This window comes from Vibrio sp. RC2502 (genome assembly GCF_054850435.1).
Map to the genome: position 1 here is coordinate 3,216,445 of NZ_CM141453.1, position 25,173 is coordinate 3,241,617.

The 25,173-nt window shown below is 47.4% G+C and carries 23 protein-coding genes; 11 read left to right on the forward strand and 12 right to left on the reverse strand.

Annotated features, from left to right (window positions below; genetic code table 11):
• Positions 1–186: 186 nt before the first annotated feature.
• The 6 genes from fre to trxA form a co-directional block, all read right to left on the reverse strand.
• Complete coding sequence (fre, locus tag ACYJZR_RS15015) at positions 187–900, reverse strand: NAD(P)H-flavin reductase (RefSeq protein ID WP_005459134.1); 714 nt, start codon at positions 898–900, stop codon at positions 187–189.
• A 14-nt stretch (positions 901–914) separates the two neighbouring features.
• Complete coding sequence (locus tag ACYJZR_RS15020; protein ID WP_031854658.1) at positions 915–1,184, reverse strand: 2Fe-2S iron-sulfur cluster-binding protein; 270 nt, start codon at positions 1,182–1,184, stop codon at positions 915–917.
• Complete coding sequence (ubiD, locus tag ACYJZR_RS15025; protein WP_025627508.1) at positions 1,181–3,034, reverse strand: 4-hydroxy-3-polyprenylbenzoate decarboxylase; 1,854 nt, start codon at positions 3,032–3,034, stop codon at positions 1,181–1,183. Before ubiD ends, ACYJZR_RS15020 begins: the two co-directional genes overlap by 4 nt.
• A gap of 91 nt (positions 3,035–3,125) precedes the next feature.
• Positions 3,126–4,118: a hypothetical protein gene (locus ACYJZR_RS15030; RefSeq protein ID WP_005480957.1), complete on the reverse strand. Its 993-nt coding sequence runs from the start codon at positions 4,116–4,118 to the stop codon at positions 3,126–3,128.
• 108 nt (positions 4,119–4,226) lie between these two features.
• Complete coding sequence (rho, locus tag ACYJZR_RS15035; protein ID WP_005378757.1) at positions 4,227–5,486, reverse strand: transcription termination factor Rho; 1,260 nt, start codon at positions 5,484–5,486, stop codon at positions 4,227–4,229.
• A gap of 196 nt (positions 5,487–5,682) precedes the next feature.
• On the reverse strand, positions 5,683–6,009 hold the full coding sequence (trxA, locus tag ACYJZR_RS15040; protein WP_005458583.1) for a thioredoxin TrxA: 327 nt from the start codon (positions 6,007–6,009) through the stop codon (positions 5,683–5,685).
• Positions 6,010–6,120: 111 nt separating this feature from the next.
• Between trxA and rhlB the strand changes: the two genes are divergently transcribed.
• Together rhlB and gppA are read left to right on the forward strand one after the other, a co-directional pair.
• Positions 6,121–7,434 carry an ATP-dependent RNA helicase RhlB gene (rhlB, locus tag ACYJZR_RS15045; protein ID WP_005458582.1) on the forward strand — a complete coding sequence of 438 codons (1,314 nt, stop codon included), beginning with the start codon at positions 6,121–6,123 and terminating at the stop codon, positions 7,432–7,434.
• Positions 7,435–7,453: 19 nt separating this feature from the next.
• On the forward strand, positions 7,454–8,947 hold the full coding sequence (gene gppA, locus ACYJZR_RS15050) for a guanosine-5'-triphosphate,3'-diphosphate diphosphatase (protein WP_005480964.1): 1,494 nt from the start codon (positions 7,454–7,456) through the stop codon (positions 8,945–8,947).
• A gap of 196 nt (positions 8,948–9,143) precedes the next feature.
• Here the strand turns inward: gppA and ACYJZR_RS15055 are convergent, their stop codons facing one another.
• The 3 genes from ACYJZR_RS15055 to recQ form a co-directional block, all read right to left on the reverse strand.
• Positions 9,144–9,812: a 7-cyano-7-deazaguanine/7-aminomethyl-7-deazaguanine transporter gene (locus ACYJZR_RS15055; RefSeq protein WP_031382036.1), complete on the reverse strand. Its 669-nt coding sequence runs from the start codon at positions 9,810–9,812 to the stop codon at positions 9,144–9,146.
• 293 nt (positions 9,813–10,105) lie between these two features.
• Entirely contained in the window at positions 10,106–10,411 is a 306-nt protein-coding gene (locus tag ACYJZR_RS15060; protein WP_005458579.1) for a DUF3630 family protein, read from the reverse strand.
• A gap of 9 nt (positions 10,412–10,420) precedes the next feature.
• Positions 10,421–12,256: an ATP-dependent DNA helicase RecQ gene (gene recQ / locus ACYJZR_RS15065; protein WP_024700227.1), complete on the reverse strand. Its 1,836-nt coding sequence runs from the start codon at positions 12,254–12,256 to the stop codon at positions 10,421–10,423.
• A 174-nt stretch (positions 12,257–12,430) separates the two neighbouring features.
• On the opposite strand from recQ, the gene rarD reads away from it, so the two are divergent.
• From rarD to ggt, 4 genes are all read left to right on the forward strand, one after another.
• Complete coding sequence (gene rarD, locus ACYJZR_RS15070; protein WP_005458576.1) at positions 12,431–13,345, forward strand: EamA family transporter RarD; 915 nt, start codon at positions 12,431–12,433, stop codon at positions 13,343–13,345.
• A 75-nt stretch (positions 13,346–13,420) separates the two neighbouring features.
• Positions 13,421–14,218, forward strand: a complete 798-nt coding sequence (locus tag ACYJZR_RS15075) for an AraC family transcriptional regulator (RefSeq protein ID WP_005458575.1) — start codon at positions 13,421–13,423, stop codon at positions 14,216–14,218.
• A 91-nt stretch (positions 14,219–14,309) separates the two neighbouring features.
• Complete coding sequence (locus ACYJZR_RS15080) at positions 14,310–14,969, forward strand: LysE family translocator (RefSeq protein WP_406966460.1); 660 nt, start codon at positions 14,310–14,312, stop codon at positions 14,967–14,969.
• A gap of 110 nt (positions 14,970–15,079) precedes the next feature.
• Positions 15,080–16,840, forward strand: a complete 1,761-nt coding sequence (gene ggt, locus ACYJZR_RS15085; RefSeq protein ID WP_461715831.1) for a gamma-glutamyltransferase — start codon at positions 15,080–15,082, stop codon at positions 16,838–16,840.
• A 782-nt stretch (positions 16,841–17,622) separates the two neighbouring features.
• On the opposite strand, the gene uvrD is transcribed toward ggt, so the two are convergent.
• Positions 17,623–19,797: a DNA helicase II gene (gene uvrD, locus ACYJZR_RS15090; RefSeq protein WP_023585906.1), complete on the reverse strand. Its 2,175-nt coding sequence runs from the start codon at positions 19,795–19,797 to the stop codon at positions 17,623–17,625.
• 281 nt (positions 19,798–20,078) lie between these two features.
• On the opposite strand from uvrD, the gene ACYJZR_RS15095 reads away from it, so the two are divergent.
• The 4 genes from ACYJZR_RS15095 to ACYJZR_RS15110 all read left to right on the forward strand — a co-directional run bounded on the left by ACYJZR_RS15095 (position 20,079) and on the right by ACYJZR_RS15110 (position 22,511).
• The gene (locus ACYJZR_RS15095; RefSeq protein ID WP_005458571.1) at positions 20,079–20,339 is read left to right on the forward strand and encodes a BufA1 family periplasmic bufferin-type metallophore; all 261 of its coding nucleotides are present in this window, start codon (positions 20,079–20,081) and stop codon (positions 20,337–20,339) included.
• 84 nt (positions 20,340–20,423) lie between these two features.
• On the forward strand, positions 20,424–21,290 hold the full coding sequence (gene bufB, locus ACYJZR_RS15100) for an MNIO family bufferin maturase (RefSeq protein ID WP_029799798.1): 867 nt from the start codon (positions 20,424–20,426) through the stop codon (positions 21,288–21,290).
• On the forward strand, positions 21,287–22,045 hold the full coding sequence (locus ACYJZR_RS15105) for an HvfC/BufC N-terminal domain-containing protein (RefSeq protein ID WP_461715832.1): 759 nt from the start codon (positions 21,287–21,289) through the stop codon (positions 22,043–22,045). Before bufB ends, ACYJZR_RS15105 begins: the two co-directional genes overlap by 4 nt.
• A gap of 10 nt (positions 22,046–22,055) precedes the next feature.
• Positions 22,056–22,511, forward strand: coding sequence for a DoxX family protein (locus tag ACYJZR_RS15110; protein WP_025559128.1), 456 nt, complete (start codon positions 22,056–22,058; stop codon positions 22,509–22,511).
• Positions 22,512–22,540: 29 nt separating this feature from the next.
• Here the strand turns inward: ACYJZR_RS15110 and tsrA are convergent, their stop codons facing one another.
• Together tsrA and ACYJZR_RS15120 are read right to left on the reverse strand one after the other, a co-directional pair.
• Positions 22,541–22,825, reverse strand: coding sequence for an H-NS-like global regulator TsrA (gene tsrA, locus ACYJZR_RS15115; RefSeq protein ID WP_005458563.1), 285 nt, complete (start codon positions 22,823–22,825; stop codon positions 22,541–22,543).
• Between the two features lie 91 nt (positions 22,826–22,916).
• Complete coding sequence (locus ACYJZR_RS15120) at positions 22,917–24,110, reverse strand: multidrug effflux MFS transporter (protein ID WP_005480931.1); 1,194 nt, start codon at positions 24,108–24,110, stop codon at positions 22,917–22,919.
• 106 nt (positions 24,111–24,216) lie between these two features.
• Here ACYJZR_RS15120 and ACYJZR_RS15125 point away from each other — a divergent pair, with 106 nt between their 5' ends.
• Positions 24,217–25,158 (forward strand): LysR family transcriptional regulator, encoded by a 942-nt coding sequence (locus ACYJZR_RS15125; protein WP_005465075.1) that lies wholly within the window; start codon positions 24,217–24,219, stop codon positions 25,156–25,158.
• Positions 25,159–25,173 lie beyond the last annotated feature (15 nt).

The following is a 25,173-nucleotide window of genomic DNA, read 5'->3' on the forward strand; positions in this document are numbered from 1 at the left end:
CCTCTCCGACCCTGCTGAAGCCTTATCGCGTCTGCCGTGTCGGTGGATGCGCATTATAGGGAGTTGAGTTCCGAGCGCAACCCTTTTTTGAAAAAAAATGGATAAAACTAGCTGTTCGATGACTATTTCATCAAAAAAGCAAAAAAGAGGGTAAAAAACCCTCTTTTTCTGCCTGAAACGCGGAATTTAAATGAATGCGTACGCGTCTGCAAACATACGTTCACTCTTCGCTTTTTTATTCTGAGTGAATTGCTCACGTGCTGCGCCCGCCATTTCAAAACGACCTGCAATATAGATATCGTAGTTTTCTAAGCTTTCGAAATCATCACTCACGGCTTGTAGTACATTACCGACTTTCCCTTGCCAATCTGCTGGGGCTTCCTCAACAACCGGAACAAAGTGAACATTTGCGTATTTCTGTGCAAGTTCGAGCAATTCGTCTTTCGCATACAGCTGGCAATTATCACGAGCACCCCAGTATAAATAGATAGGGTTGGTTTTATTCTGCGCTACGCAATGATCCAGAATCGAACGTACGTAACTAAAACCTGTACCACCAGCGATCAATAACAGCGGGCGTTCACTGTCTTCTTGTACCCACGCATCACCGTGCGGCGCATCGATTTCAATATCATTACCTGTTTCTAACGCAGCTTTCATCGCTTCGACAACTTCGATGGCGTAAGCGTTGTGTTCAGCAGCCCCGATATGAAGCTCTAATTCGCCTTCATGTCGGCAAGGGCTGCTTGCAATCGAGAATGGGCGTTTATCCTTTTCTCCCATCACAACCATCAGGTATTGGCCAGCTTTAAACGCAACTGGAGACTCAGGGTGCAGTAGAATTTGGTAAGTATTACAAGCTAACGGCTGAATAGACTTTACTTTACATTGGATGGTCATGGTGTTCCTCTCGCTTACTCATCAAAAGTAAGCACTAAATTACTTTCTGTATAGGCTTGGCAAGGGAATATCCAACCTTGCTGCTGCTCTTTATTGGTTAGCATGGGTTCGAGGTGATATGTCACCTCGCCCGATAGCTTTTTACACATGCACATGGCACAAGCGCCAACTTGGCAACGATGTGGGAAGCGAATATTGTTGTTGAGCGCGGCTTCCAACACCGTTTCCCCTTCTTTAACCTCAAATGTTACGTCTATAGACAGAAGGTGGACTTGATGACTCATAGAATACCTAACTGGTCCCAAATCTCATCGACTTTAGCCACAAGTTTAGGATCTTTTTTAATTGGCGTACCCCACTCACGCGTGACTTCAGATTCGAACTTGTTAGTCGCATCCAGTCCGAGTTTGGACGAACTTTCTGCCTTACCTGATACTTGAGTGGTATCTCTATCCGGATCCATACGAGTGGTCACCGCCCAAATGATGTCATTCCAATCTCGCGCATTGACGTCCTCATCACACAAGATAACGAACTTGTTGTCGGTGTACTGCGCGAAGAAGTCCCACAGGTATTCCATTAATGCTTGAGATTGGCCCGCTTGGTCTTTCTTCATCGTAACGACGGCAAAACGATTATTGGCTGTTGGCGGTAGATAGATATCAATGATCTCTGGACGCTGTTGTTTCAGTGATTCCAAATCGGCTTCTGTTATTACTTTACTGTCTTGCTCACTGATTTGGGGACGTGTTGCAAGTTCCGCATCCCATTTGATAGTCGCATCTAGTCCCATTTTGGAACCTAACCCCACCACTGGCGACGCAAAGTCGAGAGAATCGATTGGCGTGTTGTCTATCATCAAGGTATCGCGCACTGGATCCATATGTTCGGTCATCGCTTTGACGACGTCATTCCAGTCACGCGCATTTACCGACTCATCACACACAATCACAAACTTGGTGTACATGAACTGACGCAAGAAGGACCAAACCCCCATCATCACGCGTTTCGCATGACCTGGGTATTGCTTCTTCATAGTTACAACGGCCATGCGATACGAACAACCTTCTGGCGGTAGGTAGAAGTCTTCAATCTCAGGGAATTGCTTTTGCAGAATTGGCACGAATACTTCATTCAGTGCCACGCCTAATACCGCTGGCTCATCTGGCGGACGACCAGTATAGGTACTGTGATAAATTGGGTCTTTACGCATGGTGATGTGCGTAATGGTAAAGACGTGATGCTTTTCTTTTTCGTTATAGTAGCCAGTGTGATCGCCGTAAGGGCCTTCATCGGCAAACTCGTTCGGGTCGATGTACCCTTCCATGACGATTTCAGCACTTGCTGGGACTTCCAAATCGTTACTGATGGATTTGACCACTTCGGTTTTACTGCCACGCAGCAAACCAGCAAAGGCATATTCTGATAACGTATCCGGCACTGGCGTCACCGCACCAAGGATAGTGGCAGGGTCGGCACCAAACGCCACGGAAACTGGGAACGGCTTACCCGGGTTGGTTTCCATCCAATCACGCAAATCTAACGCGCCACCACGGTGAGCTAGCCAACGCATGATGATTTTGTTTTTGGCGATTTTTTGTTGGCGGTAGATACCGAGGTTCTGGCGTTTTTTATTCGGCCCTTTGGTGACCGTCAAACCCCACGTTAATAGTGGTGCTACGTCTTCCGCCCAGCAACTCATCACCGGAATTCTATCCAAATCGACTTCGTCACCTTGCCACACAATGTCTTGGCATGGCGCTTTACGCAGTCGCTTGGCTGGCATATTCAACACTTGTTTGAATACTGGCAGTTTTTCCAGTGCGTCTTTGAAGCCTTTTGGTGGCTCAGGTTCTTTTAAATAAGCCAGCAGTTTGCCGACTTCGCGTAATTCTTTTACGTCTTCACGCCCCATACCTATCGCGACGCGCTCTGGCGTACCAAACAGGTTGGTCAAAACAGGAACGTTGTAGCCGATTGGATTTTCAAACAACAACGCAGGGCCACCAGCACGTAAAGTGCGGTCGCTGATCTCTGTCATTTCGTAAGCGGGATCGACAGGGTGAGTAATGCGTTTAAGTCGACCTTTCTGTTCTAGATGGTCGATAAATTCGCGTAAATCCTTAAAACTCATAGGCCTTCATGCTGGCTGATTAAACTGTCCGCAGTATAACAAATAGGAGGACGCTAAGATCCTCCTATTTTGTGTGGGTATGTGAGCAGGGTTACTTTAGTACTTGCTCGATCTGACGAGCCTTGACTTGGCGGTTACTTGAAATTAATTCTTCAAGCCATGTTTGGTGGCCTTGTTGAGCCAGTTGACGAGCGACCAGTGTCGCTTCTTCAGATAATGCCATTTTCGCAATAAGAAACTGTTTCACTTCCGGCGATAATGGATTGGATTTGGTGAGTAAGCGAATCGCGTGAGGTTTGAGGCTTGGGTTGATCGTGGCATTCATCAACTGCTGCAAAGAGAAAGCATCTCCTGTATCAGCTAAGCGCTTGAGTTCCTGTTGGCTATTGTAATCGGCGCGCATTCGCCATAGTAAATCGTACATGGCTTTGTCTTGGCTGACTTGCGCCATACGAACGACCACTGCTGTGGACGGTAGCCAACTGGTGACATTCGCTTGAGTTAACTGCGTCGTTAAGGCTTTTAACGCACTTGGCGATAAGCTATCTAGCTCACGAATGAGCAAGGATTCTCTCGTCTGAATTTGTTGAGACGTCCCCGTTAACCACTGCTGCAGGTTTAACTCTTTTCGTTCAGCTTGCAGCACAAAATCTAACGTGCTTTGGTCTTGTTTCCAACGCTTAATTAAACGACTCGCAATCGCTGGGTAATTGAATGCGGGTACACTGAATTCATAGCCATCGCCTCGCTCCAACATTTGATACGTGGGTGTCAAACGAACTTGCGATTCCACGAACAGTGCCATGCGCGGGGTAAGTATGATGTTTTGCTGTTCTAATTTTTCCAACAGGCGAAAACGCACCACTTCTTGCTGAGGAAAAGCGAGCCGATCGAGGGAAAATTTAAGCGAATCAACCTCATCTCTGACCACGTACTCAAGGAGTTCAGAAACTTTGGTTTGAATTTGAGTATCCTGAAGCCACTGTTCTACCACAGACTCCTGCATTTCCTTCGCAGAAACGGCCACGGGTAGAGTGAGCAGTGACAAGCTCAGGAGTAATGACGACAACATTCCTTGTTGCATGTTAACCTCCCGATAACATTTGTTCTCATTCTGCTGCTTCTATTGATAGAAAGCAATAAAAAAGCCACCATTTTTTGTGGTGGCTTTTTCAAAATAAGAACTCAGTTATTACTGACGACGCATCGCATCGAAGAACTCATCATTCGTCTTCGTCATTGCTAGCTTATCGATTAGGAATTCCATTGCGTCGATTTCGCCCATTGGGTGAACGATCTTACGCAGAATCCACATCTTCTGTAGTTCGTCAGTCTTCGTCAGTAGCTCTTCACGACGTGTACCTGAGCGGTTGAAGTCAATCGCAGGGAATACACGCTTCTCAGCAATCTTACGGTTCAAGTGCAGTTCCATGTTACCTGTACCCTTGAACTCTTCGTAGATAACTTCATCCATCTTAGAACCAGTATCTACTAGTGCCGTTGCGATGATAGTTAGGCTGCCGCCTTCTTCTACGTTACGTGCCGCACCGAAGAAACGCTTAGGACGGTGCAATGCGTTTGCATCCACACCACCTGTTAGTACTTTACCTGATGAAGGCACTACGGTGTTGTAAGCACGAGCTAGACGAGTGATAGAGTCAAGCAGGATAACCACGTCTTTCTTGTGTTCAACAAGACGTTTTGCTTTCTCGATTACCATTTCTGCCACTTGTACGTGACGAGATGCTGGCTCATCGAACGTTGACGCTACTACTTCACCTTTAACTAGACGCTGCATCTCTGTTACTTCTTCTGGACGTTCGTCGATAAGAAGTACCATCAACTCACACTCTGGATGGTTGTATGCGATGCTTTGAGCGATATTTTGCAGAAGCATTGTCTTACCCGCTTTTGGCGGTGCAACAATCAGACCACGTTGACCTTTACCGATAGGCGATGCCAAGTCTAAAACACGTGCTGTGATGTCTTCTGTAGAACCGTTACCACGCTCCATTACCATGCGTTCATTCGCGTGCAGAGGGGTAAGGTTTTCAAATAGGATCTTGTTACGAGCGTTGTCTGGTTTGTCGTCGTTAACTGTATTGACTTTTAGAAGGGCAAAGTAGCGTTCACCGTCTTTTGGTGGGCGAATTTTACCAGCAATTGAGTCACCAGTACGTAGGTTAAAACGACGAATCTGACTTGGTGATACGTAGATGTCGTCCGGACCAGCAAGGTACGAACTGTCTGCACTGCGTAGGAAACCAAAGCCGTCTTGCAGAATTTCCAGAACCCCATCGCCAAAGATGTCTTCGCCGCCTTTAGCGTGCGCTTTTAAAATCGCGAAGATGATGTCTTGTTTTCTTAAGCGAGCTAGGTTCTCTAGTCCTAAGCTTTCGCCCAGTTTTACAAGGTCAGACACAGGTCTGTTCTTCAGTTCGGTAAGGTTCATGGTGGTGGATTCTTGTTTAGTCAAAATAAGATCTGTTTTCTAGTTAAGATGGATTTGGTCTCAGGATCGACCAAGAAGAGAAATTTGTTCAATTAACGCGCGATAAGTTAGCACTAATTAATATTCTAGTCCAGAGTTAGAAAAACAAAACCGCGCATTGTTACATTGCACGGTTTTATCTGTAATCACTTGGTGATTATAAGTTTGCGTCCAAGAACTCTTTAAGCTGAGTCTTAGACAAAGCACCAACTTTCGTTGCCGCTACGTTGCCGTCTTTGAATAACAGTAGCGTTGGAATACCGCGAATACCAAACTTAGGCGGCGTGCCTGCGTTATGGTCGATGTTTAGTTTACCGATAGTGAGTTTGCCTTCGTACTCTTCAGCGATTTCGTCCAGGATAGGAGCGATCATTTTACAAGGACCACACCATTCTGCCCAAAAATCTACGAGAACTGGGCCTGCAGCATTGATTACATCGTTTTCAAAACCGTCATCAGTTAGCTGCAAAATCTTATCACTCATCTTCCACTCCAATGTGTTTTTCGAAACTGGTTGGATGATAACCAGTAATTAGATGCCCTATTGGAATGTATTTACTTTCGTATTGCAAGCTTTAGCTGATATTCTATAGCCATGAAAAAGACGCATATCACAGAGCAAAAGTTCGCCGATTTGGGTTTACAGCCCCAAGTTACTGAAGGATTGGAAAAAAAAGGGTTCGAATATTGTACCCCTATCCAAGCCTTGGCGTTGCCGGTACTGCTCACCGGCCAAGACATCGCAGGCCAGGCCCAAACGGGCACTGGTAAAACGCTTGCGTTTTTAACTGCAACCTTCAACCACCTACTTACGACACCTGAGCACGAAGGCCGTCAACCAACGCAACCGCGCGCAATTATTATGGCGCCAACGCGTGAGCTAGCGATTCAGATCTTCAACGATGCTGAGCCGCTGATTGCAAGCACAGGTCTAAAAGCCGCATTAGCTTACGGTGGCGAAAGCTACGATAAGCAACTTGCGAAGCTACAAGATGGCGTAGACATTCTTATCGGCACGACTGGCCGTATCATCGATTTCTACAAACAGCGCGTTTTCAATCTAAACAACATTCAAGCAGTTGTGTTAGATGAAGCCGACCGCATGTTCGATCTTGGCTTTATTAAAGACATTCGTTTCTTGTTCCGTCGTATGCCTGAGCCAAAAGAGCGTTTGAACATGTTGTTCTCTGCGACTTTGTCTTACCGCGTGCAAGAGTTGGCTTTCGAGCATATGCACAATCCTGAGCATGTTGTGGTTGAGCCAGCACAAAAAACCGGTCACCGTATCCAAGAAGAGCTGTTCTACCCATCTAATGAAGACAAGATGGCTCTACTTCAAACTCTGATTGAAGAAGAATGGCCAGATCGCGCAATCGTGTTTGCGAACACCAAACATAAATGTGAGTCAGTTTGGGGCCACTTGGCGGCAGATGGTCACCGCGTTGGCCTACTAACAGGTGATGTTCCACAGAAGAAACGTGAAAAGATTCTTGAGCAATTCACTAAAGGCGATGTCGACATTCTTGTTGCGACTGACGTTGCAGCCCGTGGGCTACACATTCCTCAAGTAACGCACGTATTCAACTATGACCTGCCTGACGATTGTGAAGATTACGTACACCGCATTGGTCGTACGGGTCGTGCGGGCGCGAGCGGTCACTCAATCAGCTTTGCGTGTGAAGAATACGCAATCAACTTGCCTGCGATTGAAGAATACATCGAACACACCATTCCTGTGTCGGAATACGATGCATCAGCTCTGATTCAAGATCTGCCTGCGCCAATCCGCATGCGTGCGCCGCGCGTTCAGCAACGCCGCACCAACACCGGTGGTACTCGCTCTGGTAACCGTAAGCCTCAAGGACGTCGTCCTCGTCAGCCACGTCAATCAGCGCCGAAACAATCATAAAAGGAAACTGAAGTCGTTTATGAGTCAAGCAGGATCATCACCGCTATACGCAGCCATCGACCTCGGGTCGAACAGTTTTCACATGCTCGTTGTGCGTCACATCGATGGCAGCGTTCAAACAATGGCTAAAATTAAGCGCAAAGTTCGTCTAGCGGCGGGCTTAGATGAACATAATTCTCTTAGTATGGAAGCTATGCAGCGAGGATGGGACTGCTTAAGTCTATTTGCGGAACGCTTGCAGGATATTCCTACACAAAACATTCGCATTGTCGGCACAGCGACTTTACGTACTGCCACCAATGTGGATGTATTTCTAGAGAAAGCGAACCAGATTCTGGGGCAGCCAATCGAAGTCATCTCTGGTGAAGAAGAAGCAGCCACTATCTATAAAGGTGTTGCCCACACGTCAGGTGGTAGTGGTCGTCGCCTTGTGGTTGATATTGGTGGCGCGAGCACTGAGCTGATTATTGGCGAAGGTTTTGAAGCGAAAGCCCTCACCAGCCTAAAAATGGGCTGCGTGACATGGTTGGAGAACTTCTTTAAAGATCGCCAACTGAATGCCCGTAACTTCGAAGCTGCGATTGAAGGCGCAAAGCAAACCATCAAGCCAATCTTAGAACAGTACACCGATCTTGGTTGGGATGTGTGCGTAGGTGCATCTGGTACCGTTCAGGCGCTACAAGAAATCATGCTGGCGCAGGGTATGGACGAAGTAATTACTCACTCCAAACTTAAGCGTTTACAAAAGCAAGCCATGCTAGCCGATCATTTGGAAGAGCTCGACATCGAAGGTTTAACGCTTGAGCGTGCCTTGGTCTTCCCTAGCGGCCTGTCTATTCTTATCGCGATTTTCGAGTTACTTGAAATCGATGCGATGACACTCGCGGGCGGCGCACTGCGTGAAGGCTTGGTTTATGAAATGGTCGACGAGCTGCGTCAAAATGACATTCGTGCTCGCACCATTTGTAGCGTGCAAAGCCGTTATCAGCTTGATTGCCAATATGGTGAACAAGTGGCAACGCTGGCTGGTAAGCTTTTAGAGCAAGCCGGTGGCGATGAGTGGATTGCTGAGCCTCAAGGTAAAGTTCTGCTCGAAACCACAGCAAAATTGCACGAAATTGGCCTAACCATCGACTTTAAAAAAGGCGGTGAACATAGTGCTTACTTACTGCAAAACCTCGATTTGCCAGGCTATACACGTGCGCAGAAGTTCTTTATTGGTGAAATTGCGCGCCGTTACCGCGAGCAGCTAAGCTCACTACCAGAGCAACATGCTATATCTGGAACAAGTGCCAAACGCGTGCTGCGCTTGCTGCGTCTTGCAGTTCTACTGACCCACCGCCGCAACCCAAGCTTAGAACCACAAGTCGAGCTATTGGCTGAAGGTGATAAACTGACGTTGAGCATTGATGCGAAATGGCTAGAAGCTAATCCGCTTACGGCTGCTGAGTTAGAAATAGAATCGAACCGTCAAACAGACATTGGTTGGCCATTAACAATTACCGCTTGCTAATGATTGTTATCGAGTAAAAAGGCTCCTTATGGAGCCTTTTTGTTATTTGGCATTCTAATGCACAGTGCTTGGAGCTTTAGAACACCCATGATCTTATTGATCCTTGTGCTGTACAACGAGACTTGCACCCGTCCTTCAAATACAAAAAAGCCGCTGGATTCAGCGGCTTTTTGTTATTCACATTCAATCAGCGAGATTACGCAGCCGTACTCACTTTGAAGTCTGGGTTTACTGCGGTTAGCTTCTTAATCAGATAATTCAGTAATACACCGTACATTGGGACAAACAAGCCAAGGCTGATCACCAACTTGAAGCCGTAATCCACCAGCGCGATTTCCGTCCAGTGCTCAGCCATAAATGGATCTGGACTTTGGTAGAACGCAATCGCAAAGAACGCGATGGTATCTAGCGCATTACCAAAGAGTGTCGAACACGTTGGTGCTACCCACCACTGCTTCATTTGGCGTAGACGGTTGAACACATGCACATCCATGATCTGACCAAGTAAGTAAGCCATGAAACTCGCAATCGCAATACGTGCGACAAACAGGTTAAATTCCCCTAGATGGCTAAATCCTTGGAACTGACCTTCAAAGAACACAACCGAAAGGAAGTAAGACACCGCTAACGCAGGCAACATCACTAAGAAGATGATCTTACGCGCTAACTGAGCACCAAAAATACGAACAGTTAAGTCTGTCGCTAGGAAGATAAATGGGAAGGTAAATGCGCCCCAAGTGGTGTGCAGACCGAAGATAGTAAACGGTAGCTGAACCAGATAATTGCTGGATGCAATAATGACTAGATGGAATAAAGCCAGATAGATAAGGGCGTTGCGCTGCTGCGCAGGGGTAAAGTTACTCATGCGATACCTTTTTAGTTTGGTTTGGGGGCGAGGGAACCCAAATCGAGCATTTTCAGTAACGAAAACAACTCTTACCAACAATGTAAAATGAAAATTCAAATCGGCTTCACTCATTCCAAGCGAAGCGGTGGGCGATTATACATTAACCAATTGCGCTCGCAAGCGGTGCTTTTTACGCAAACGTTTATCCGATAATTTCACCTTTACACCAAAGAATTGGGCGAAAAACGAAAAAGGGTGTTTCATGTGAAACACCCTATAAGGAAATGATTTAAAGAGTTGATAAGTTGAGTTTAGAAGCCGCGTTGAAATAATCCAGCAAGATAATCGAGCTCTTCCCTGCTCTCTTCAATGTTCAGCGCTTCAAACCAAATCGCTTCACTGTAATGCTCCGCTTTCATAAATAAGCGGCAACCTTCAAAATCGATCAGCCAAGAGTGGATATCCGCATCCCACTGTTTTTCGATTACCGTCGCAGAGAGTAAACCCACCAAACGCTCACCTAACGCCGGAAAGGTGTCTAAATCAAATCTTGGGGCTGCAATCAGCAAACGACCTTCTTCGGCAATGTATTCTGTTAGGCCAAATTCCTTCTGCATTTCGGTTCCTTATCCGTGGTGAGTGATGTGTTCTTGAATCAGATCCAAGAATGGATCGGCATATTTTTCTAATTTACGTTGACCTACCCCGCTCACCGCCAGCATTTCGCCATACGACGTCGGCAGAATCTCCGCCATATCAATCAAGGTCGCATCACTAAATACAACGTATGGTGGTAAGCCATCCTCATCGGCAATCGACTTACGAAGCTTGCGTAATTTCGCAAACAGCTTCTTATCGTAGTTTTTGCTGGTCAGTTTGTCCGACTTCGCAGCGCGTGCTGCGGTATCCAAACGAGGAACCGCTAGCTCGAGCGACACATCCCCGCGCAATAATGGTCGAGCTTCCTCGGTCAATTGCAACGTCGAGTTTCGGGTGATGTTTTGAAACAACAATCCTTTGTGGATTAACTGGCGGAAGATACTCACCCAGTAATCATGGCTGTGATCGCGGCCAATGCCGTATGTAGAGATCTTATCGTGGCCATGTTCACGCACGCGGATATTTTGCATACCACGCAGCACCTCAACCACATAGGTCATACCAAAGCTTTGGTTAACACGGTAAACACACGACAACGCTTTTCGCGCTTCTTCTGTCGCATCAAAATGTTTGGGTGGATCGAGGCAGATATCGCAGTTACCACAAGGCTTCTCGCGGTATTCACCAAAGTAGTTGAGCAGAACCTGACGACGACAGGTTTGCGCTTCTGCAAAGGCACTCATCGCATTAAGTTTATGGCTTTCTACTTGCTTTTGCGGTCCATCGTCTTTTTCATCCAGCATGCGGCGTAGCCAACTGATGTCTGCGGGGTCGTACAACATCATCGCTTCAGCAGGTAAACCATCTCGCCCTGCTCGTCCCGTTTCTTGGTAGTAGGATTCAATATTGCGCGGAATATCAAAGTGCACCACAAAACGGACGTTCGGCTTGTTGATGCCCATACCAAAGGCAACCGTCGCGACCACGATTTGAATGTCATCACGCTGAAACGCCTCTTGAACGTAAGCACGCTCATCAGCGTCCATCCCTGCATGATAGCCCGCCGCACGGATGTGGTTGTTGCACAACTTCTCCGTCACCATTTCGACTTTCTTACGGCTACCACAGTAAATGATGCCGCAATTGCCCTTTTGGGTGTCGAGATAACGAATGATCTGAGAAATCGGCTTGTGCTTCTCGACCAGGTTGTAGCGGATATTCGGACGGTCAAAACTGCCTAAGTGGACATGAGGTTCATGCAAACGTAAGCGTTCAAGAATGTCGCGACGTGTAGCGTCATCCGCAGTGGCGGTGAGCGCCATAAATGGCACATGCGAAAAATGCTGCTTTAGCTGACCCAGCGCGGCGTATTCGGGACGGAAATCGTGCCCCCACTGCGAGATACAGTGCGCTTCATCCACCGCAATCATCGCCAAAGGTAGGTTTTCGAGTCGCTCGATGAAGTCACGCATTAACACGCGTTCTGGTGAGACGTAAACCAATTTGAGTTGACCGCTGTGCATGCGGTTATACACACTCAGCAGCTCTTCACGACTCATGGTGGAGTTCACACACTCTGCCGCAACGCCGTTGGCTTTGAGCTGATCGACCTGGTCTTTCATCAAAGAAATCAGCGGCGAAATCACCAAGGTGATGCCACTACGAACCAACGCAGGTATCTGATAGCAAAGAGATTTGCCACCACCTGTCGGCATGATCACCAGACTGTCTTTGCCCTCGACCGCCGATTCGATGACCTCTTGCTGGCCATCACGAAACGTTTGATAACCGAAAACTTCCTCCAACACACGTTGAGGCGTTACCGGTAAGTCTGATTGTTCGGCTAACAAAGTTGAGGTCATGAAAAATCTCAGATTGGGTGATGTAGAAATGCTTTTGCATGCCACCAGCACACAAAGTGAGGGCACATTGTAATGGGGTTTCATGGCGAATAAAACCGCAAATTGTTAGGTGTTTCACACCACGGCTCGTATACTGATTTTCTGCTCTATAAACACACAATTAGGTGACACTTCATGACACCAGAAGAACAACAGCGCGCGCGGCAAGGTGTCCTGCTTGCGGTTGGCGCGTACACGATGTGGGGCATTGCGCCCATGTACTTTAAATCGATAGCACAAGTGTCTCCACTCGAGATCCTAAGCCACCGAGTGATTTGGTCTTTCTTTTTGCTTGCCGCACTTCTTCATTTTGGCCGTCACTGGCGCTCGGTTTATCACATCGCCACAGATAAAAAGAAAATCGCGTATTTGCTTTCCAGTTCAGTATTGATTGGTGGCAACTGGCTGATCTTCATTTGGGCGGTTAACTCCAATCACATGCTGGATGCCAGCTTAGGCTATTACATCAACCCGCTTATCAACGTGTTACTCGGTATGGTGTTCTTGGGCGAACGACTACGTAAGCTGCAATGGTTTGCTGTGGTATTGGCAGGATGCGGCGTTTTGGTGCAGTTGATCGTCTTTGGTTCGGTGCCAATTGTAGCGATGGCGTTGGCGATGAGCTTTGGTTTTTACGGTTTGCTACGTAAGAAAGTCGCGGTGGATGCTCAAACGGGTTTGTTTGTCGAAACGCTAATCTTATTACCCGCTGCCGCCGTTTATCTTCTGTTTATTGCCAGCTCACCAACGGCAAACATGATTGAAAATCCATGGCAGCTCAATACGTTGTTGATTGCAGCCGGTGTGGTGACGACCTTGCCATTGCTGTGCTTCACTGGTGCCGCGACTCGCCTCAAATTATCAACGCTCGGCTTTTTCCAGTACATCGGCCCTAGCCTGATGTTCTTGCTTGCAGTGTTAATTTACGGCGAGACCTTCACGATGGATAAAGCGATTACGTTCGCCTTTATTTGGGGAGCTCTTGTGGTATTTAGCTTCGATGGGCTGCGCAACAACCGACGTTCACGCCGAGCCATGCAGTCACAGTGATCGTTTTTTACAAGACAATCTAACAATTGATGGATAAGCTTGGTCATTATGTGACCAAGCTTTTTTTTGTATGTAATGGAACAGATTCAATACTACGCGACCGACCATGACCAACTGAGTCTGATCGAGGCGAAATACCAAAAGTTTGCCTTTCAACGGCACTATCATTTGGATTTTCACCTCGGCTTGATCACGCATGGTGAGCAGAAGTTTCATTATCAAGGCTCTCATCACCAAGTCGGTCATGGGCAAATCGTTATTATGCCGCCCGATGAACTGCACGACGGCCAATCTAAGCTTGCCAGTGGCTATCAAGTGAATGTTTTTTCGATCGAACCACACTTACTTAGCGATCTGGCAGATCTTAAGCAAAATGGTCAAATTATCCGCTTTAATGAGTTGATCATCTCCGATCCACAGATATTTTCACAACTTAGTAACTTACATGCTCTGTTGAGACGCGAAAATCTCAGTCAATTGACCAAAGATTGTCTTCCGTTTGAGGGATTTAACCAACTTTTTGATCGCTACGGATCGCTGGCAAGGCAAAAAGTCATTCCATTAGGTAAGCAATCTCTCAACACCTTAAAAGATTACTTAATGGCAAACCTCGACCAATCGGTACGGCTGGAGTCTCTTTCTGAGCTTTGCCAGCTAAGCCCGACTCAATTTCAACGCCATTTCAAAGCGCAAACCGGCATGACACCGTATGCGTGGTTTGCCCGTTTACGACTCGAGCAAGGGATGAAGCTACTACAAGCAGGACAATGCGGTACTGAAGTCGCGCATCAAATTGGTTTTTACGATCAGGCACATTTCAGCAAAGCCTTTAAGCAGACTTATGGCGTCTCTCCGTCTCAAGTCACTCGATAACAGCACGCTCATCTTAGGCTGTCAGTTTTTTACAAGCGCATGCCACAACAAGCCTCCACAATAGCTGCATTGGTAATCTTTGAGATGTGTTATGAATGAATCCACTATCCTGCTGACATTGGCCAGCATTCACTTTATTGCCTTAATGAGCCCAGGCCCCGACTTCGCATTAGTGGTGCAAAATGCCACGCGTCATGGTCGCCAGACGGGCTTATACATCGCTCTTGGCTTATCCGTTGGTATTTTGCTGCACTCATTGTTCAGCCTGACTGGTGTGAGCTACCTTGTGCATCAACATCCTTTGCTGTATTCGGTATTACAACTGCTAGGTGGCAGTTACCTACTTTACATCGGTGTTGGGGCCCTGCGCGGCGTGATCGCTACGATCAAAAACCCGCAAACGGATCAACAAAATAAAACAAACAGCTTCGTGATCAGCAACAAACGTCAGGCTTTTGCCAAAGGTTTTGCAACCAACATTCTCAACCCCAAAGCACTGGTTTTCTTCATCAGCTTGATGTCGAGCTTGGTGCCAACCGGAATGTCGGTCTCAGGCAAAAGCATCGCGTTAGTTATCCTGTTCAGCTTGTCTCTGGTTTGGTTTTCCAGCTTGGCGTGGATGCTCTCAACGCAACGTTTACAACGTCGATTACAACAAGCTGGCATCTACATCGATGGCATCTGTGGTGTGGTGTTTACCCTCGTTGGCGGCAGCATCTTGGCGCAAACCATCAGCACGTTAATCGGTTAACTCTCTGATTTAAAAGCGTCGCACACCCGACATTTATTAAAACGCTGACTCGACGATCTTCTCCATGGCTGCCAAGCTGAACAATCAAACTGGCAACATGGAGAGTCATCATGCAATGGACGTTCAACCGACTCGTGTCTACGGGTCTTTTTCTTAGCGCCTCTATCACCCACACCGCGTTTGCAAACCAAGCCACCGATGCGATTGCCCCAGAGCAAAGTACTGGGTTTGAGCACAAACAACTTGTCAAAGCCAAAGACTATATGGTGACAGCAGCGAACCCAATGGCTACCCAAGCAGGTGCTGATGTACTGGAGCAAGGCGGCAATGCCATTGATGCTATGGTGGCGGTACAACTGATGCTTGGCTTAGTCGAACCACAGTCTTCCGGTATTGGTGGCGGCGCATTTTTGGTGTATTGGGATGGCGAACAACAAAAGCTCACCACTTATGATGGTCGAGAAACTGCGCCCCTCGCCGCAACCCCAACACTGTTTTTGGACGACCAAGGCCAGCCGCTGCAATTTTATGATGCCGTTGTAGGCGGACGATCTGTCGCGACGCCGGGCACCGTCAAACTGTTGTGGGATACCCACCAAAAATACGGCAAGCTGGAATGGAAAAAGATCATTCAGCCAGTGATCAACTTGGCTGAGGAAGGTTTTGCCGTCAGTCCTCGTCTCGCCAGTTTGATTGCCAACGACGCCGAGCGTTTATCACGTTTTCCGACCACAAAAGCGTATTTCTTTAACGCCGATGGCTCACCAAAAGCCGAAGGCACACGATTAAAGAATCCAGAATACGCGCAAGCCTTGCAAGCCATCGCCAAGCAAGGTGCTCAAGCCTTCTATCAAGGTGATATTGCCAAAGACATTATCGCAACCGTGCAAACCGCAGTGAATAACCCGGGCGTGTTGGCACAACAAGATTTTGATACTTACCGCATCAAACAGAGAGAGCCCGTTTGTGCGGCTTATCAAAGCTACGACATCTGCGGCATGGGGCCACCAAGCTCAGGCGCGCTAACTGTCGGACAGATCTTGGCTATCACCGAGCAATACGACCTCAAAGGCTGGGGACCAGACAGCGCCAAATCTTGGCAGGTCATTGCGGACGCATCTGGTCTCGCGTTTGCTGATCGCGGTAAGTACATGGCCGATCAAGACTATGTACCCATGCCAACCGAAGGTTTGTTGGACAAAGACTATCTCAAACAACGTGCCGAGCTTATTCAGGTCGGCAAAGCACTGACGAAAGTGGAAGCCGGTAACCCACCGTGGTCACATGCAATGAATCTCAGTATGGATGAATCGATAGAACTTCCTTCCACCAGCCATTTCAACATCGTCGATAAGCAAGGCAATGTGGTTTCAATGACCACCACCATCGAGAACGCTTTTGGCTCGCGCTTAATGGTTCGCGGCTTCCTGCTCAATAACGAGCTGACAGACTTTTCTTTCCGCACTCATCAAGATGGCGCGCCAATCGCCAACCGATTAGAACCGGGCAAACGTCCTCGCTCCTCCATGGCTCCGACCATCATCATGAAAGATGATCAACCATACATGGCAATTGGTTCACCGGGCGGCAGTCGCATTATCGGCTACGTGGCACAAGCCATCATTGCTCATACTCAATGGGATATGGACATTCAGCAAGCGATCAACCAACCAAGAGTGTTAAACCGTTTTGGTACAGTCGACCTCGAGCAAGATAGCGCAGCAACTCAGTTGCAACCGGCACTCGAAAAGATGGGCTTTAAGACCGAAATTCGCGATTTAAATTCCGGTTTACACGCCATTCGCATCACTGAAAATGGCTTAGAAGGTGCTGCGGATCCACGCCGAGAAGGTGCAGCCATCGGAAAATAGTAGCCTTTCGCTCGGCCCTTTGTGCGAGATCTCTCACAAAGGGTTGAGTAAAACTCTCTTTTTTAGCAGTAAAAGCACCCCAAACGAACCATAACCTATTGAATAATATAAGTACGTGCAGTTTTTAAACGTTTGCGGAATAAAAAAATGTGAACTTGCACCGTTGTTGGATAGCGCCAAAAACGTAATATTAAACCTGTCGGAAGGATGCTGACACGGAACAGGAAACACCACGGATTTGGTGAACTTCAGGAAGAAGAAACGGTTATTCAGGATGAATAGTCGGGCATGGAATGCAAAACTGGACATTGAACGGAATCAATAGCGACTAGGATGGTTGCTACTAAGGACGGGAAATGGACACCTCTGGACGAGGTAAGGACTGAACATCAGGATGATGTCATGGACACCGCTCAGGGAACAAGTGATGAGAGCTAACGAGGATAGTTAGCAGACCAGGATAAGGTCATCAAGGACACCGCTAGGAAGGCGACGAAAGGATTAAGCTGAAGGAATACAGCACGCTATCAAGGATTCGATGCAAGGAGCACTTTTTAGTAGCTGGATTGCTGCGAGTAAGACTATAACCCCGATGGGCGCAAGCCCTCGGGGTTTTTCTTTTTCTGCCATTTCCGCCCGACCTGCAAAGCACAGTTGTCCCCATCTCAAACTCAAACTCAAACTCAAATAAGGTACTTTGTAGGCTCCAGATACAACAAGAGCCGCCAAAGCAGCCCTTGAGTTAGTTTGCGAACAATGTAAGCTAGCTTTCGATAAAAACCTTACAGTTTCTCTAGTCTAGCGTAAGCAGTCACTAACCATTTAATGCCTTCACCATTGAACGCAATTTGAACGCGACTCTGTGGACCGCTGCCTTCAAAGTTGATGATGGTGCCTTCGCCAAACTTTGGATGCATTACACGTGAACCAAGTGAAAAGCCCGTCTCGTTGAAGTTCTCTTTCACCGCAGTTTGGCTAAAGCGACCACTACTTGCAGGTCGGCTGACTTGCGCTTTCATCCGCACTTCGTCCAGGCACGTTTCCGGCAACTCACGAATAAAACGCGATGGCTTATGGTACTTATCTTGACCATACAAACGGCGCATTTCCGCATAAGTGATGTAGAGTTTTTGCATCGCGCGCGTCATACCGACGTAGCACAGGCGGCGCTCTTCCTCTAAACGCCCAGCCTCTTCCGCCGACATCTGGCTTGGGAACATGCCTTCTTCAACGCCCACCATAAACACCAATGGGAATTCCAAGCCTTTTGCACTGTGCAGTGTCATCAATTGAACTGCATCTTCAAATTCGTCGGCTTGCCCTTCACCCGCTTCTAGCGCCGCATGCGTCAAGAACGCAGTCAGCAGCGACATCTCTTCCGCTTCTTCTGGCTTCTCGAATTGGCGAGTTGCGGTCACCAATTCCTCCAAGTTCTCAATACGAGCCTTAGACTTTTCGCCCTTCTCTTGCTCATACATGGCAAACAAGCCAGAGTACTTGATCACATGGTCTGTTTGCTCGTGCAACGGCATCTCTAACGTGTCGTCTTCGAGTGCGGTAATAAGTTCGATAAAGCGACCTAATGCCCCCGCCGCTCGACCCGCGAGCACTTGTTCATCCAACATCGCAACGCTGGCTTCCCACATCGTGCAACCACGATCACGCGCCGCACGGCGAATGGTTTCTAGTGTCTTGTCACCTAAACCACGAGTTGGCGTATTCACCACACGTTCAAATGCAGCATCATCATTGCGGTTAGCCATCAAACGCATGTAGGCCAGTGCGTCTTTGATTTCCTGACGCTCGAAGAATCGCATACCACCATAAATACGGTATGGTAGACCAGCTTGAATCAACGCTTCTTCCAGTACACGAGACTGGGCGTTGTTGCGGTACAACATCGCTGCATCATTCAATGCTCCACCTTTGTCTTGCCACTCTTTGATTTTGTTAACCGCAAAACGGGCTTCGTCCAACTCGTTGTAAGCACTGTAAACCGAAATCGGCTCACCAACGACGCCGTCAGTCCACAGCTCTTTACCCATACGCTCAGTGTTATTGGCGATCAAGGTATTGGAAGCTTCCAAAATGGTCTTGGTGGAACGGTAATTCTGCTCTAGGCGAATGGTGGTTACGCTTGGGAATTCACGGGTGAATTTCTCAATGTTTTCGACTTTTGCTCCGCGCCAACCGTAAATCGATTGGTCATCGTCACCCACAATCATCACATGACACTCAGGCCCCGCCATCATGCGTAGCCAAGCGTATTGGATATTGTTGGTGTCTTGGAACTCGTCAACCAGAATGTGTTTAAAGCGTGCCTGGTAGTGCTCTCGGACAAACTTGTTATCGCGCAGTAGCTCATGAGCGCGAAGCAGAATTTCTGCAAAGTCGACCAAACCTGCACGGTCACACGCTTCTTGATAAGCGGTGTATAGCTGCAAGTAGGTTTTGGTCACAGGATCGTGGTATGCATCGATATGTGCTGGGCGCAGACCTTCGTCTTTTTTGCCGTTAATCCACCAAGCCACTTGCCGTGCAGGCCACTGCTTTTCATCCAGATTTTGTGCTTTGATCAAACGCTTCAGTAAACGTTGTTGATCGTCGCTGTCGATGATTTGAAAATCTTCCGGTAGCTTGGCATCAAGATAGTGCGCGCGCAAAATGCGGTGACAAATACCGTGAAAGGTACCATTCCACATGCCTGACGCACTGCCCATCATCAACTCTTCAATACGGCCACGCATCTCCGCTGCCGCTTTGTTGGTAAAGGTTACCGACATGATTGAGAACGGAGACGCTTGTTCTACCGACATCAACCAAGCGATACGGTGAACAAGAACACGAGTCTTACCACTCCCTGCACCAGCAAGGACGAGCAAGTTTTCTAGAGGTGCTGCAACGGCTTCACGCTGTTTATCGTTCAAACCGTCGAGTAATAGAGATGGATCCATCATGATGAGCTACTGGTTATTTATACATAAAAATAGATTATAACCTAAACAACTAGGGTGTGTTGAGACAAAACTAGATAAAAAGTTCGACGATTTTTTACTTATCCATTCAATTAGTTATGTAAATCAAACCATCAAAAAGCATTCTCCAAAACAATTTCCCTGAAAGTTTTTCACTCACCTTCCTATCTCTTAAGTTAAGCAAGCGGACAAAAACTGTGCATCTCAATCGCTCATCTGCTTGCCCATCTCAACGTAAAGGAAATCATTCAGAGGAAATTATTATGAAAAAGTCGAATCTTGCTGTTACTGCTGCGGTTACTGGTCTACTAGCCCTTGGTGGCACTCTACTAACAGCAACACCTGCTGTCGCGGCAGAAAAAGAAAAGTGCTACGGCGTGGCAAAAGCGGGGAAAAATGACTGTGCGACGAAGAACAGCTCTTGCGCTGGCACGTCAAAACAAGACCACCAGAAAGACGCATTTGTGGTGGTTCCAAAAGGTCTTTGCGACAAATTGGCTGGCGGCAGCACCAGCGCATCTTAATTTCTCCGTTAATTGTTGTGGGCGTGTGATGGCTCAACTCACACCCCACAACCTCTTCTCATCCAGTTCGAAAAGGAGTTTCACGTGAAACACTACGATTTTCACCCTCTTGTTGGCGTTGGTTTACGGACTCCTCATTTGGACTTTTTTCAGCAACAACGCCCAGAACTGTCTTGGTTAGAAATTCACAGCGAGAACTACTTTCAACCCAATGCAGCCGAACGAAAATATCTACACACTTTGCGAGAGCAATACCAGATCAGCTGCCACGGAATTGGTTTGTCGTTAGGCTCTGTTGAACGCGTTAGCCAAGTACACCTAGCTCAACTGAAAGCGTTGATTGATGCCATTGACCCGATGTTTGTCTCTGACCATTTGAGCTGGAGTGAAAATGGTGGGCATTATTTTAACGACTTGCTTCCCCTACCATACACCGAAGAAGCACTGAACGTTTTTACTCGCAATGTGCTTGAAGTTCAGGATTATCTGCAACGCGAAATCTTAATCGAGAACCCATCGAGCTATGTGAAGTTTAAACACTCGACGATCAGCGAGTGGGAGTTTCTCGCTGAAGTTCAGCAGCGCACAAGTTGCCGGTTACTGCTCGATCTGAATAACGTACACGTATCAGCCTTCAATCACGGCTTTGATTGCAATACCTATCTGTCCGCCATTCCGGCAGACAAAGTGGATGAAATTCATTTGGCAGGTTTCACCATCAAGCAACTCGATAAAGGCGAAATTTGGATTGATACTCACAGCCGTCCCGTCAGCACGGAAGTCTGGAAGTTATATCAACACTGGGTCGAACAGTATGGTCCGCGCCATACCTTAATTGAATGGGACTTAGATATCCCAGCACCAGAAGTGTTATTGGCAGAAGCGGAAAAGGCCTCGCTCCTTCTCTCCCAAATTACCACCCCGCTTAGCGCTACGAGGAAAGCCTCATGAAGCTAGCCACCTTACAAAACCAGTTTGCGAAAGCGCTTCACTATCAGGCATTGGGCGATGACTGTGATATTGCGAGCGATCAGTTTACCGCTGACGAGCGCATGCAGATATATCGCAACAACTTTATCATCAGCTTGAGCGAAGTCCTTTCTGCTACTTATCCGATGGTTGCAGCGTTACTAGGGGAAACGTGCTTTGCTCAAATAGCACGCCAACATGTTTTAACGCACCCACTCCAAGAAGGCAGTGTTATTCACTACGGAAAAGACTTTCACCTCACTGTGATGTTGTTTGGTCAGGTCATGGCTCAAGCACCATACAGCCCAGAAGTTGCTCTCTTTGAATGGAACATCGACCTTGCTCGCCAAGCTCGTTATGAGCATCAAGCAGACACAGCCGTGCAACCGCTGACTGAATTACCACACGTACCAGAGTCGCAACATTCTCATTTAGTTTTCCACCTTCGTCCTGGGTGTAAGTGCTTTGATGCTCATTACGCGGTGTTTGATTTATTCGCAGCTGTTCGTAGTCAGCAATTCGATCAGCTCAACATCAACCAATTACAACAAGGGGTGATCCGCGTCGAGCCCAATGGTGAAGCGCAGTGTTTCGCGCTGGATGCCGAAGCCTATCAATTGCTTGCCAGCTTGGAACAAAAGCAATGTTTGAGCGATATCCCTGAGCCGTTGCTCGCTCATCTTAATCACATTATGACGCTTGACCTGATTGAAGGTTTTACGCTGCAAACCGCGTAAGGAGGATACGATGACAGATTCTGTTAAAAGCCTGATTAGCCGCTACGACGAATACACCAACAGCTTACAAACTCACGCAATGCCGTTGTTGCTGCTGTTTTGCCGTTTATGGGTCGCTTGGGTGTTTTTTAATTCTGGCCTTATCAAAATTGCCTCATGGGATAGCACCTTGTACTTGTTCGAATTTGAGTATCAAGTTCCGTTGCTACCTTGGGAATTTGCCGCCTATTCAGGCACATTCGCAGAGTTAGTTCTTCCGGTCTTTTTAGCGCTTGGATTATTTACTCGCCCTATGGCTGCCATGTTGTTTGTATTCAACATTATCGCTGTCCTGTCCTACCCACTACTTTGGGAGAAAGGTTTCCATGACCACCAACTCTGGGGGTTAATGATTTTGATTGTGACGCTGTGGGGAGGCGGTCCGTTTTCGCTCGACCGATTGCTAAAAGACAAATTCGTCAGATAGAAAAATCCCCGCGATTGCGGGGATTTCTTTTATTGCTTGTTTAGGTAAGCCAGCAGTTCATCCGCTGAGATACCTTGTTGTGCGAGGTCTTTTGCTAATAGCTCAACTTGCTCGCCCTTGCGTGACTCAATCACTTGTTGAAATTGGTACACAATGTCACGCAAGATTGGTAGAGGTACTTGTTTTGCCGCACTACGAATGCGCTCGGAGCTTTGATTGCCCAGCTCATTAAGCAACTTACCAAACATCACCTTTTCTGGTGATTCTTCCATTTGCTCTAAAATACGAGCCATTTCATACGTGGTTAACGACATTACTTTTTGAATTCCATTATGGTGTCAGGAAAAGTGTGAACGACAAATATACACGCGTTACATACATTGGAAAATACTAAATTACACTGATTTACGCATTAGCGAAGCGTGCGTGCCAGCTCTTACCAGCCTTTGAAAATAGAATCACCAATGCTGGTAGCAATACCCACATATGAATAGCAATCAATGTTTGTGGATCAAACGGCAAACGCTGTAAGGTACCCACTAACAAACCAGAACCGCTCATTTGGAACAAACCAAGTAGCGCCGCGGCTGTGCCCGCTTTATCACCGAATGGTTCCAACGCCTTGCCCGCGGCGCCGCCAAGAATCAAAGCAAAACCAACGGACGACATAAAGATTGGCAGCATGAACGACAGCGCCGTGTTTTGGCCATTCATCACCAGCATCACCACACCAGCCAGAGCCAACGTCGAGATACCAACCACAAGCGTGTTGTGTGTGCCAAAACGTTCCATGAACTTCGGTGCCAACATACAACCAGCGATGTTGATGACCGCGTTAATGCCAAACCAGAATGTGAACTCATTCATTGAAAGGCCCATGCCTGTCATCAATACCGACGGTGCTGACGTCACGTAAGCTAAGATAACCGCCATGGCCATCAAACATAGTGACGCGTGGAAAATGAAAGATGGCGTGCTCAGTACCGACCAGTAACGACTTACTTTGAATACCGCTTGTTTCTCGGTTGCAGGGTTGGTTTCCTTCATCATCAAGAACATCAACGTTCCTGAGACAACCGCAAAACCAGCCATAAAGCTGAAGTTTGCACGCCAATCGAATTGCTGTGTTAACCAGCTACCTAAGATTGGTGCCAGTGCCGGAATAAAGCAGATCGCACCATTAAGGTAGCTGATCATCTTGCCGCTTTTCTCTGGGCCGAAAATATCGCGAACTGTTGCAAAGGCTGCTACCGATGTCGCACACGCACCTAAGCCTTGTAGCAAACGAGACATCAACATCCACTCTATATTTTGAGCACTCCACGCCAATAAAGCGCTCATTGCGTAGATAGTGATGCCGCCCAATGCAACAGTTCGACGTCCGAGTTTATCTGCCAAAGGGCCAGCAAACAGTTGGCCAACACCCATAGCAAATAGGAACCATGTAATCGTGTCTTGCGCTAGCGCATTGTCTACCTGAAAAGTTGAAGCGATAAGAGGTAACGCAGGTAGATAGATATCAATCGCAAGCGGACTGAAAAGAACCAAAAGGGTCAACAACGCCATTTGTTTTTTACTATTAGAAATATGGCTAGACACACAACACTCCAAATTGAACAAGAACTTTGCAGAGAGCTTAATCATCTGATGATATGAATGGAAATGATGTATACTCATGACCATTATTCCCCAGAGGAAATTCACCGTGAACATAGAAAAGCTCGCTCGTCTCGACCTGAACTTACTGGTCTGTTTTAAAGTGTTAATTGAAGAGCTTAACGTGACTCGAGCAGCGCATCGACTGTGCCTTAGCCAATCCGCGGTGAGCAAATCATTAGCCAAACTTCGCATTCAATTTGATGATCCATTGTTTACGCGTAACTCACATGGATTAACACCAACACCACGTGCATTGTTCCTCAAACCGAAACTGGATCTGTTGATTAACCAATTAGAAGTGCTGACCCAGCCAGAAGAGTTTTCGCCCCAAAGCAGTGAATACCGTTTTCAAATTGCAGCGGTGGAAAGTGTCTACCCATTAATCTTGCCGCATTTCTTACCAGCGATTTTTCAACAGGCGCCCGGCGTCACCATCAGCACGCATCCTTGGTCAGATAACACCTTCAAAATGTTGCAGCGTGGTGAGTTGGATTTGGGATTAACTGGTAAAGACATCGACATCAATGACGCAAAGCTTACCCTGCTGCCACCGGATGATATTTGCGAACTCGAAATCTATCGCGACCATCAGATGTGCATCATTCGTAAAAACCACCCCGCACTAAAACAGAAGTGGAACCTCGAAGCGTATCTCGCACTTCGTCACGTACAAGTGCGTTGTGATGGAAACGACCGTTGGCTGTTGGATTATCGTTTAGCGGACATTGGCGCAGAGCGCGATATTGCAGTCACTGTTCCAGATTTCAATAGTGCCGCCAGCTTGTGTTCTTACACCGACTTCATCTTTACCGCGCCGAGCCATTTTGTGCAACTGGCTGCCAAACAGCTCGACTTGGTGGTCTTGCCATTGCCGCTTGAATTCCCGCCCATGGCTTACACTCTGTTTTGGCACAGAGACAGAGAAAACGACCCAGCCTTGAATTGGCTGCGCACGATGATCACGCAAAAAACCGATCACCTTAGATAAAAATGTCGGACGCAA

What these genes read in the sequence shown, in the direction of transcription:
- fre (WP_005459134.1), bottom strand. Translation starts at nt 900, where the DNA reads ATGACCATCCAATGTAAAGTAAAGTCTATTCAGCCGTTAGCTTGTAAT.
- ACYJZR_RS15020 (WP_031854658.1), bottom strand. Translation starts at nt 1,184, where the DNA reads ATGAGTCATCAAGTCCACCTTCTGTCTATAGACGTAACATTTGAGGTT.
- ubiD (WP_025627508.1), bottom strand. Translation starts at nt 3,034, where the DNA reads ATGAGTTTTAAGGATTTACGCGAATTTATCGACCATCTAGAACAGAAA.
- ACYJZR_RS15030 (WP_005480957.1), bottom strand. Translation starts at nt 4,118, where the DNA reads ATGCAACAAGGAATGTTGTCGTCATTACTCCTGAGCTTGTCACTGCTC.
- rho (WP_005378757.1), bottom strand. Translation starts at nt 5,486, where the DNA reads ATGAACCTTACCGAACTGAAGAACAGACCTGTGTCTGACCTTGTAAAA.
- trxA (WP_005458583.1), bottom strand. Translation starts at nt 6,009, where the DNA reads ATGAGTGATAAGATTTTGCAGCTAACTGATGACGGTTTTGAAAACGAT.
- rhlB (WP_005458582.1), top strand. Translation starts at nt 6,121, where the DNA reads ATGAAAAAGACGCATATCACAGAGCAAAAGTTCGCCGATTTGGGTTTA.
- gppA (WP_005480964.1), top strand. Translation starts at nt 7,454, where the DNA reads ATGAGTCAAGCAGGATCATCACCGCTATACGCAGCCATCGACCTCGGG.
- ACYJZR_RS15055 (WP_031382036.1), bottom strand. Translation starts at nt 9,812, where the DNA reads ATGAGTAACTTTACCCCTGCGCAGCAGCGCAACGCCCTTATCTATCTG.
- ACYJZR_RS15060 (WP_005458579.1), bottom strand. Translation starts at nt 10,411, where the DNA reads ATGCAGAAGGAATTTGGCCTAACAGAATACATTGCCGAAGAAGGTCGT.
- recQ (WP_024700227.1), bottom strand. Translation starts at nt 12,256, where the DNA reads ATGACCTCAACTTTGTTAGCCGAACAATCAGACTTACCGGTAACGCCT.
- rarD (WP_005458576.1), top strand. Translation starts at nt 12,431, where the DNA reads ATGACACCAGAAGAACAACAGCGCGCGCGGCAAGGTGTCCTGCTTGCG.
- ACYJZR_RS15075 (WP_005458575.1), top strand. Translation starts at nt 13,421, where the DNA reads ATGGAACAGATTCAATACTACGCGACCGACCATGACCAACTGAGTCTG.
- ACYJZR_RS15080 (WP_406966460.1), top strand. Translation starts at nt 14,310, where the DNA reads ATGAATGAATCCACTATCCTGCTGACATTGGCCAGCATTCACTTTATT.
- ggt (WP_461715831.1), top strand. Translation starts at nt 15,080, where the DNA reads ATGCAATGGACGTTCAACCGACTCGTGTCTACGGGTCTTTTTCTTAGC.
- uvrD (WP_023585906.1), bottom strand. Translation starts at nt 19,797, where the DNA reads ATGATGGATCCATCTCTATTACTCGACGGTTTGAACGATAAACAGCGT.
- ACYJZR_RS15095 (WP_005458571.1), top strand. Translation starts at nt 20,079, where the DNA reads ATGAAAAAGTCGAATCTTGCTGTTACTGCTGCGGTTACTGGTCTACTA.
- ACYJZR_RS15105 (WP_461715832.1), top strand. Translation starts at nt 21,287, where the DNA reads ATGAAGCTAGCCACCTTACAAAACCAGTTTGCGAAAGCGCTTCACTAT.
- ACYJZR_RS15110 (WP_025559128.1), top strand. Translation starts at nt 22,056, where the DNA reads ATGACAGATTCTGTTAAAAGCCTGATTAGCCGCTACGACGAATACACC.
- tsrA (WP_005458563.1), bottom strand. Translation starts at nt 22,825, where the DNA reads ATGTCGTTAACCACGTATGAAATGGCTCGTATTTTAGAGCAAATGGAA.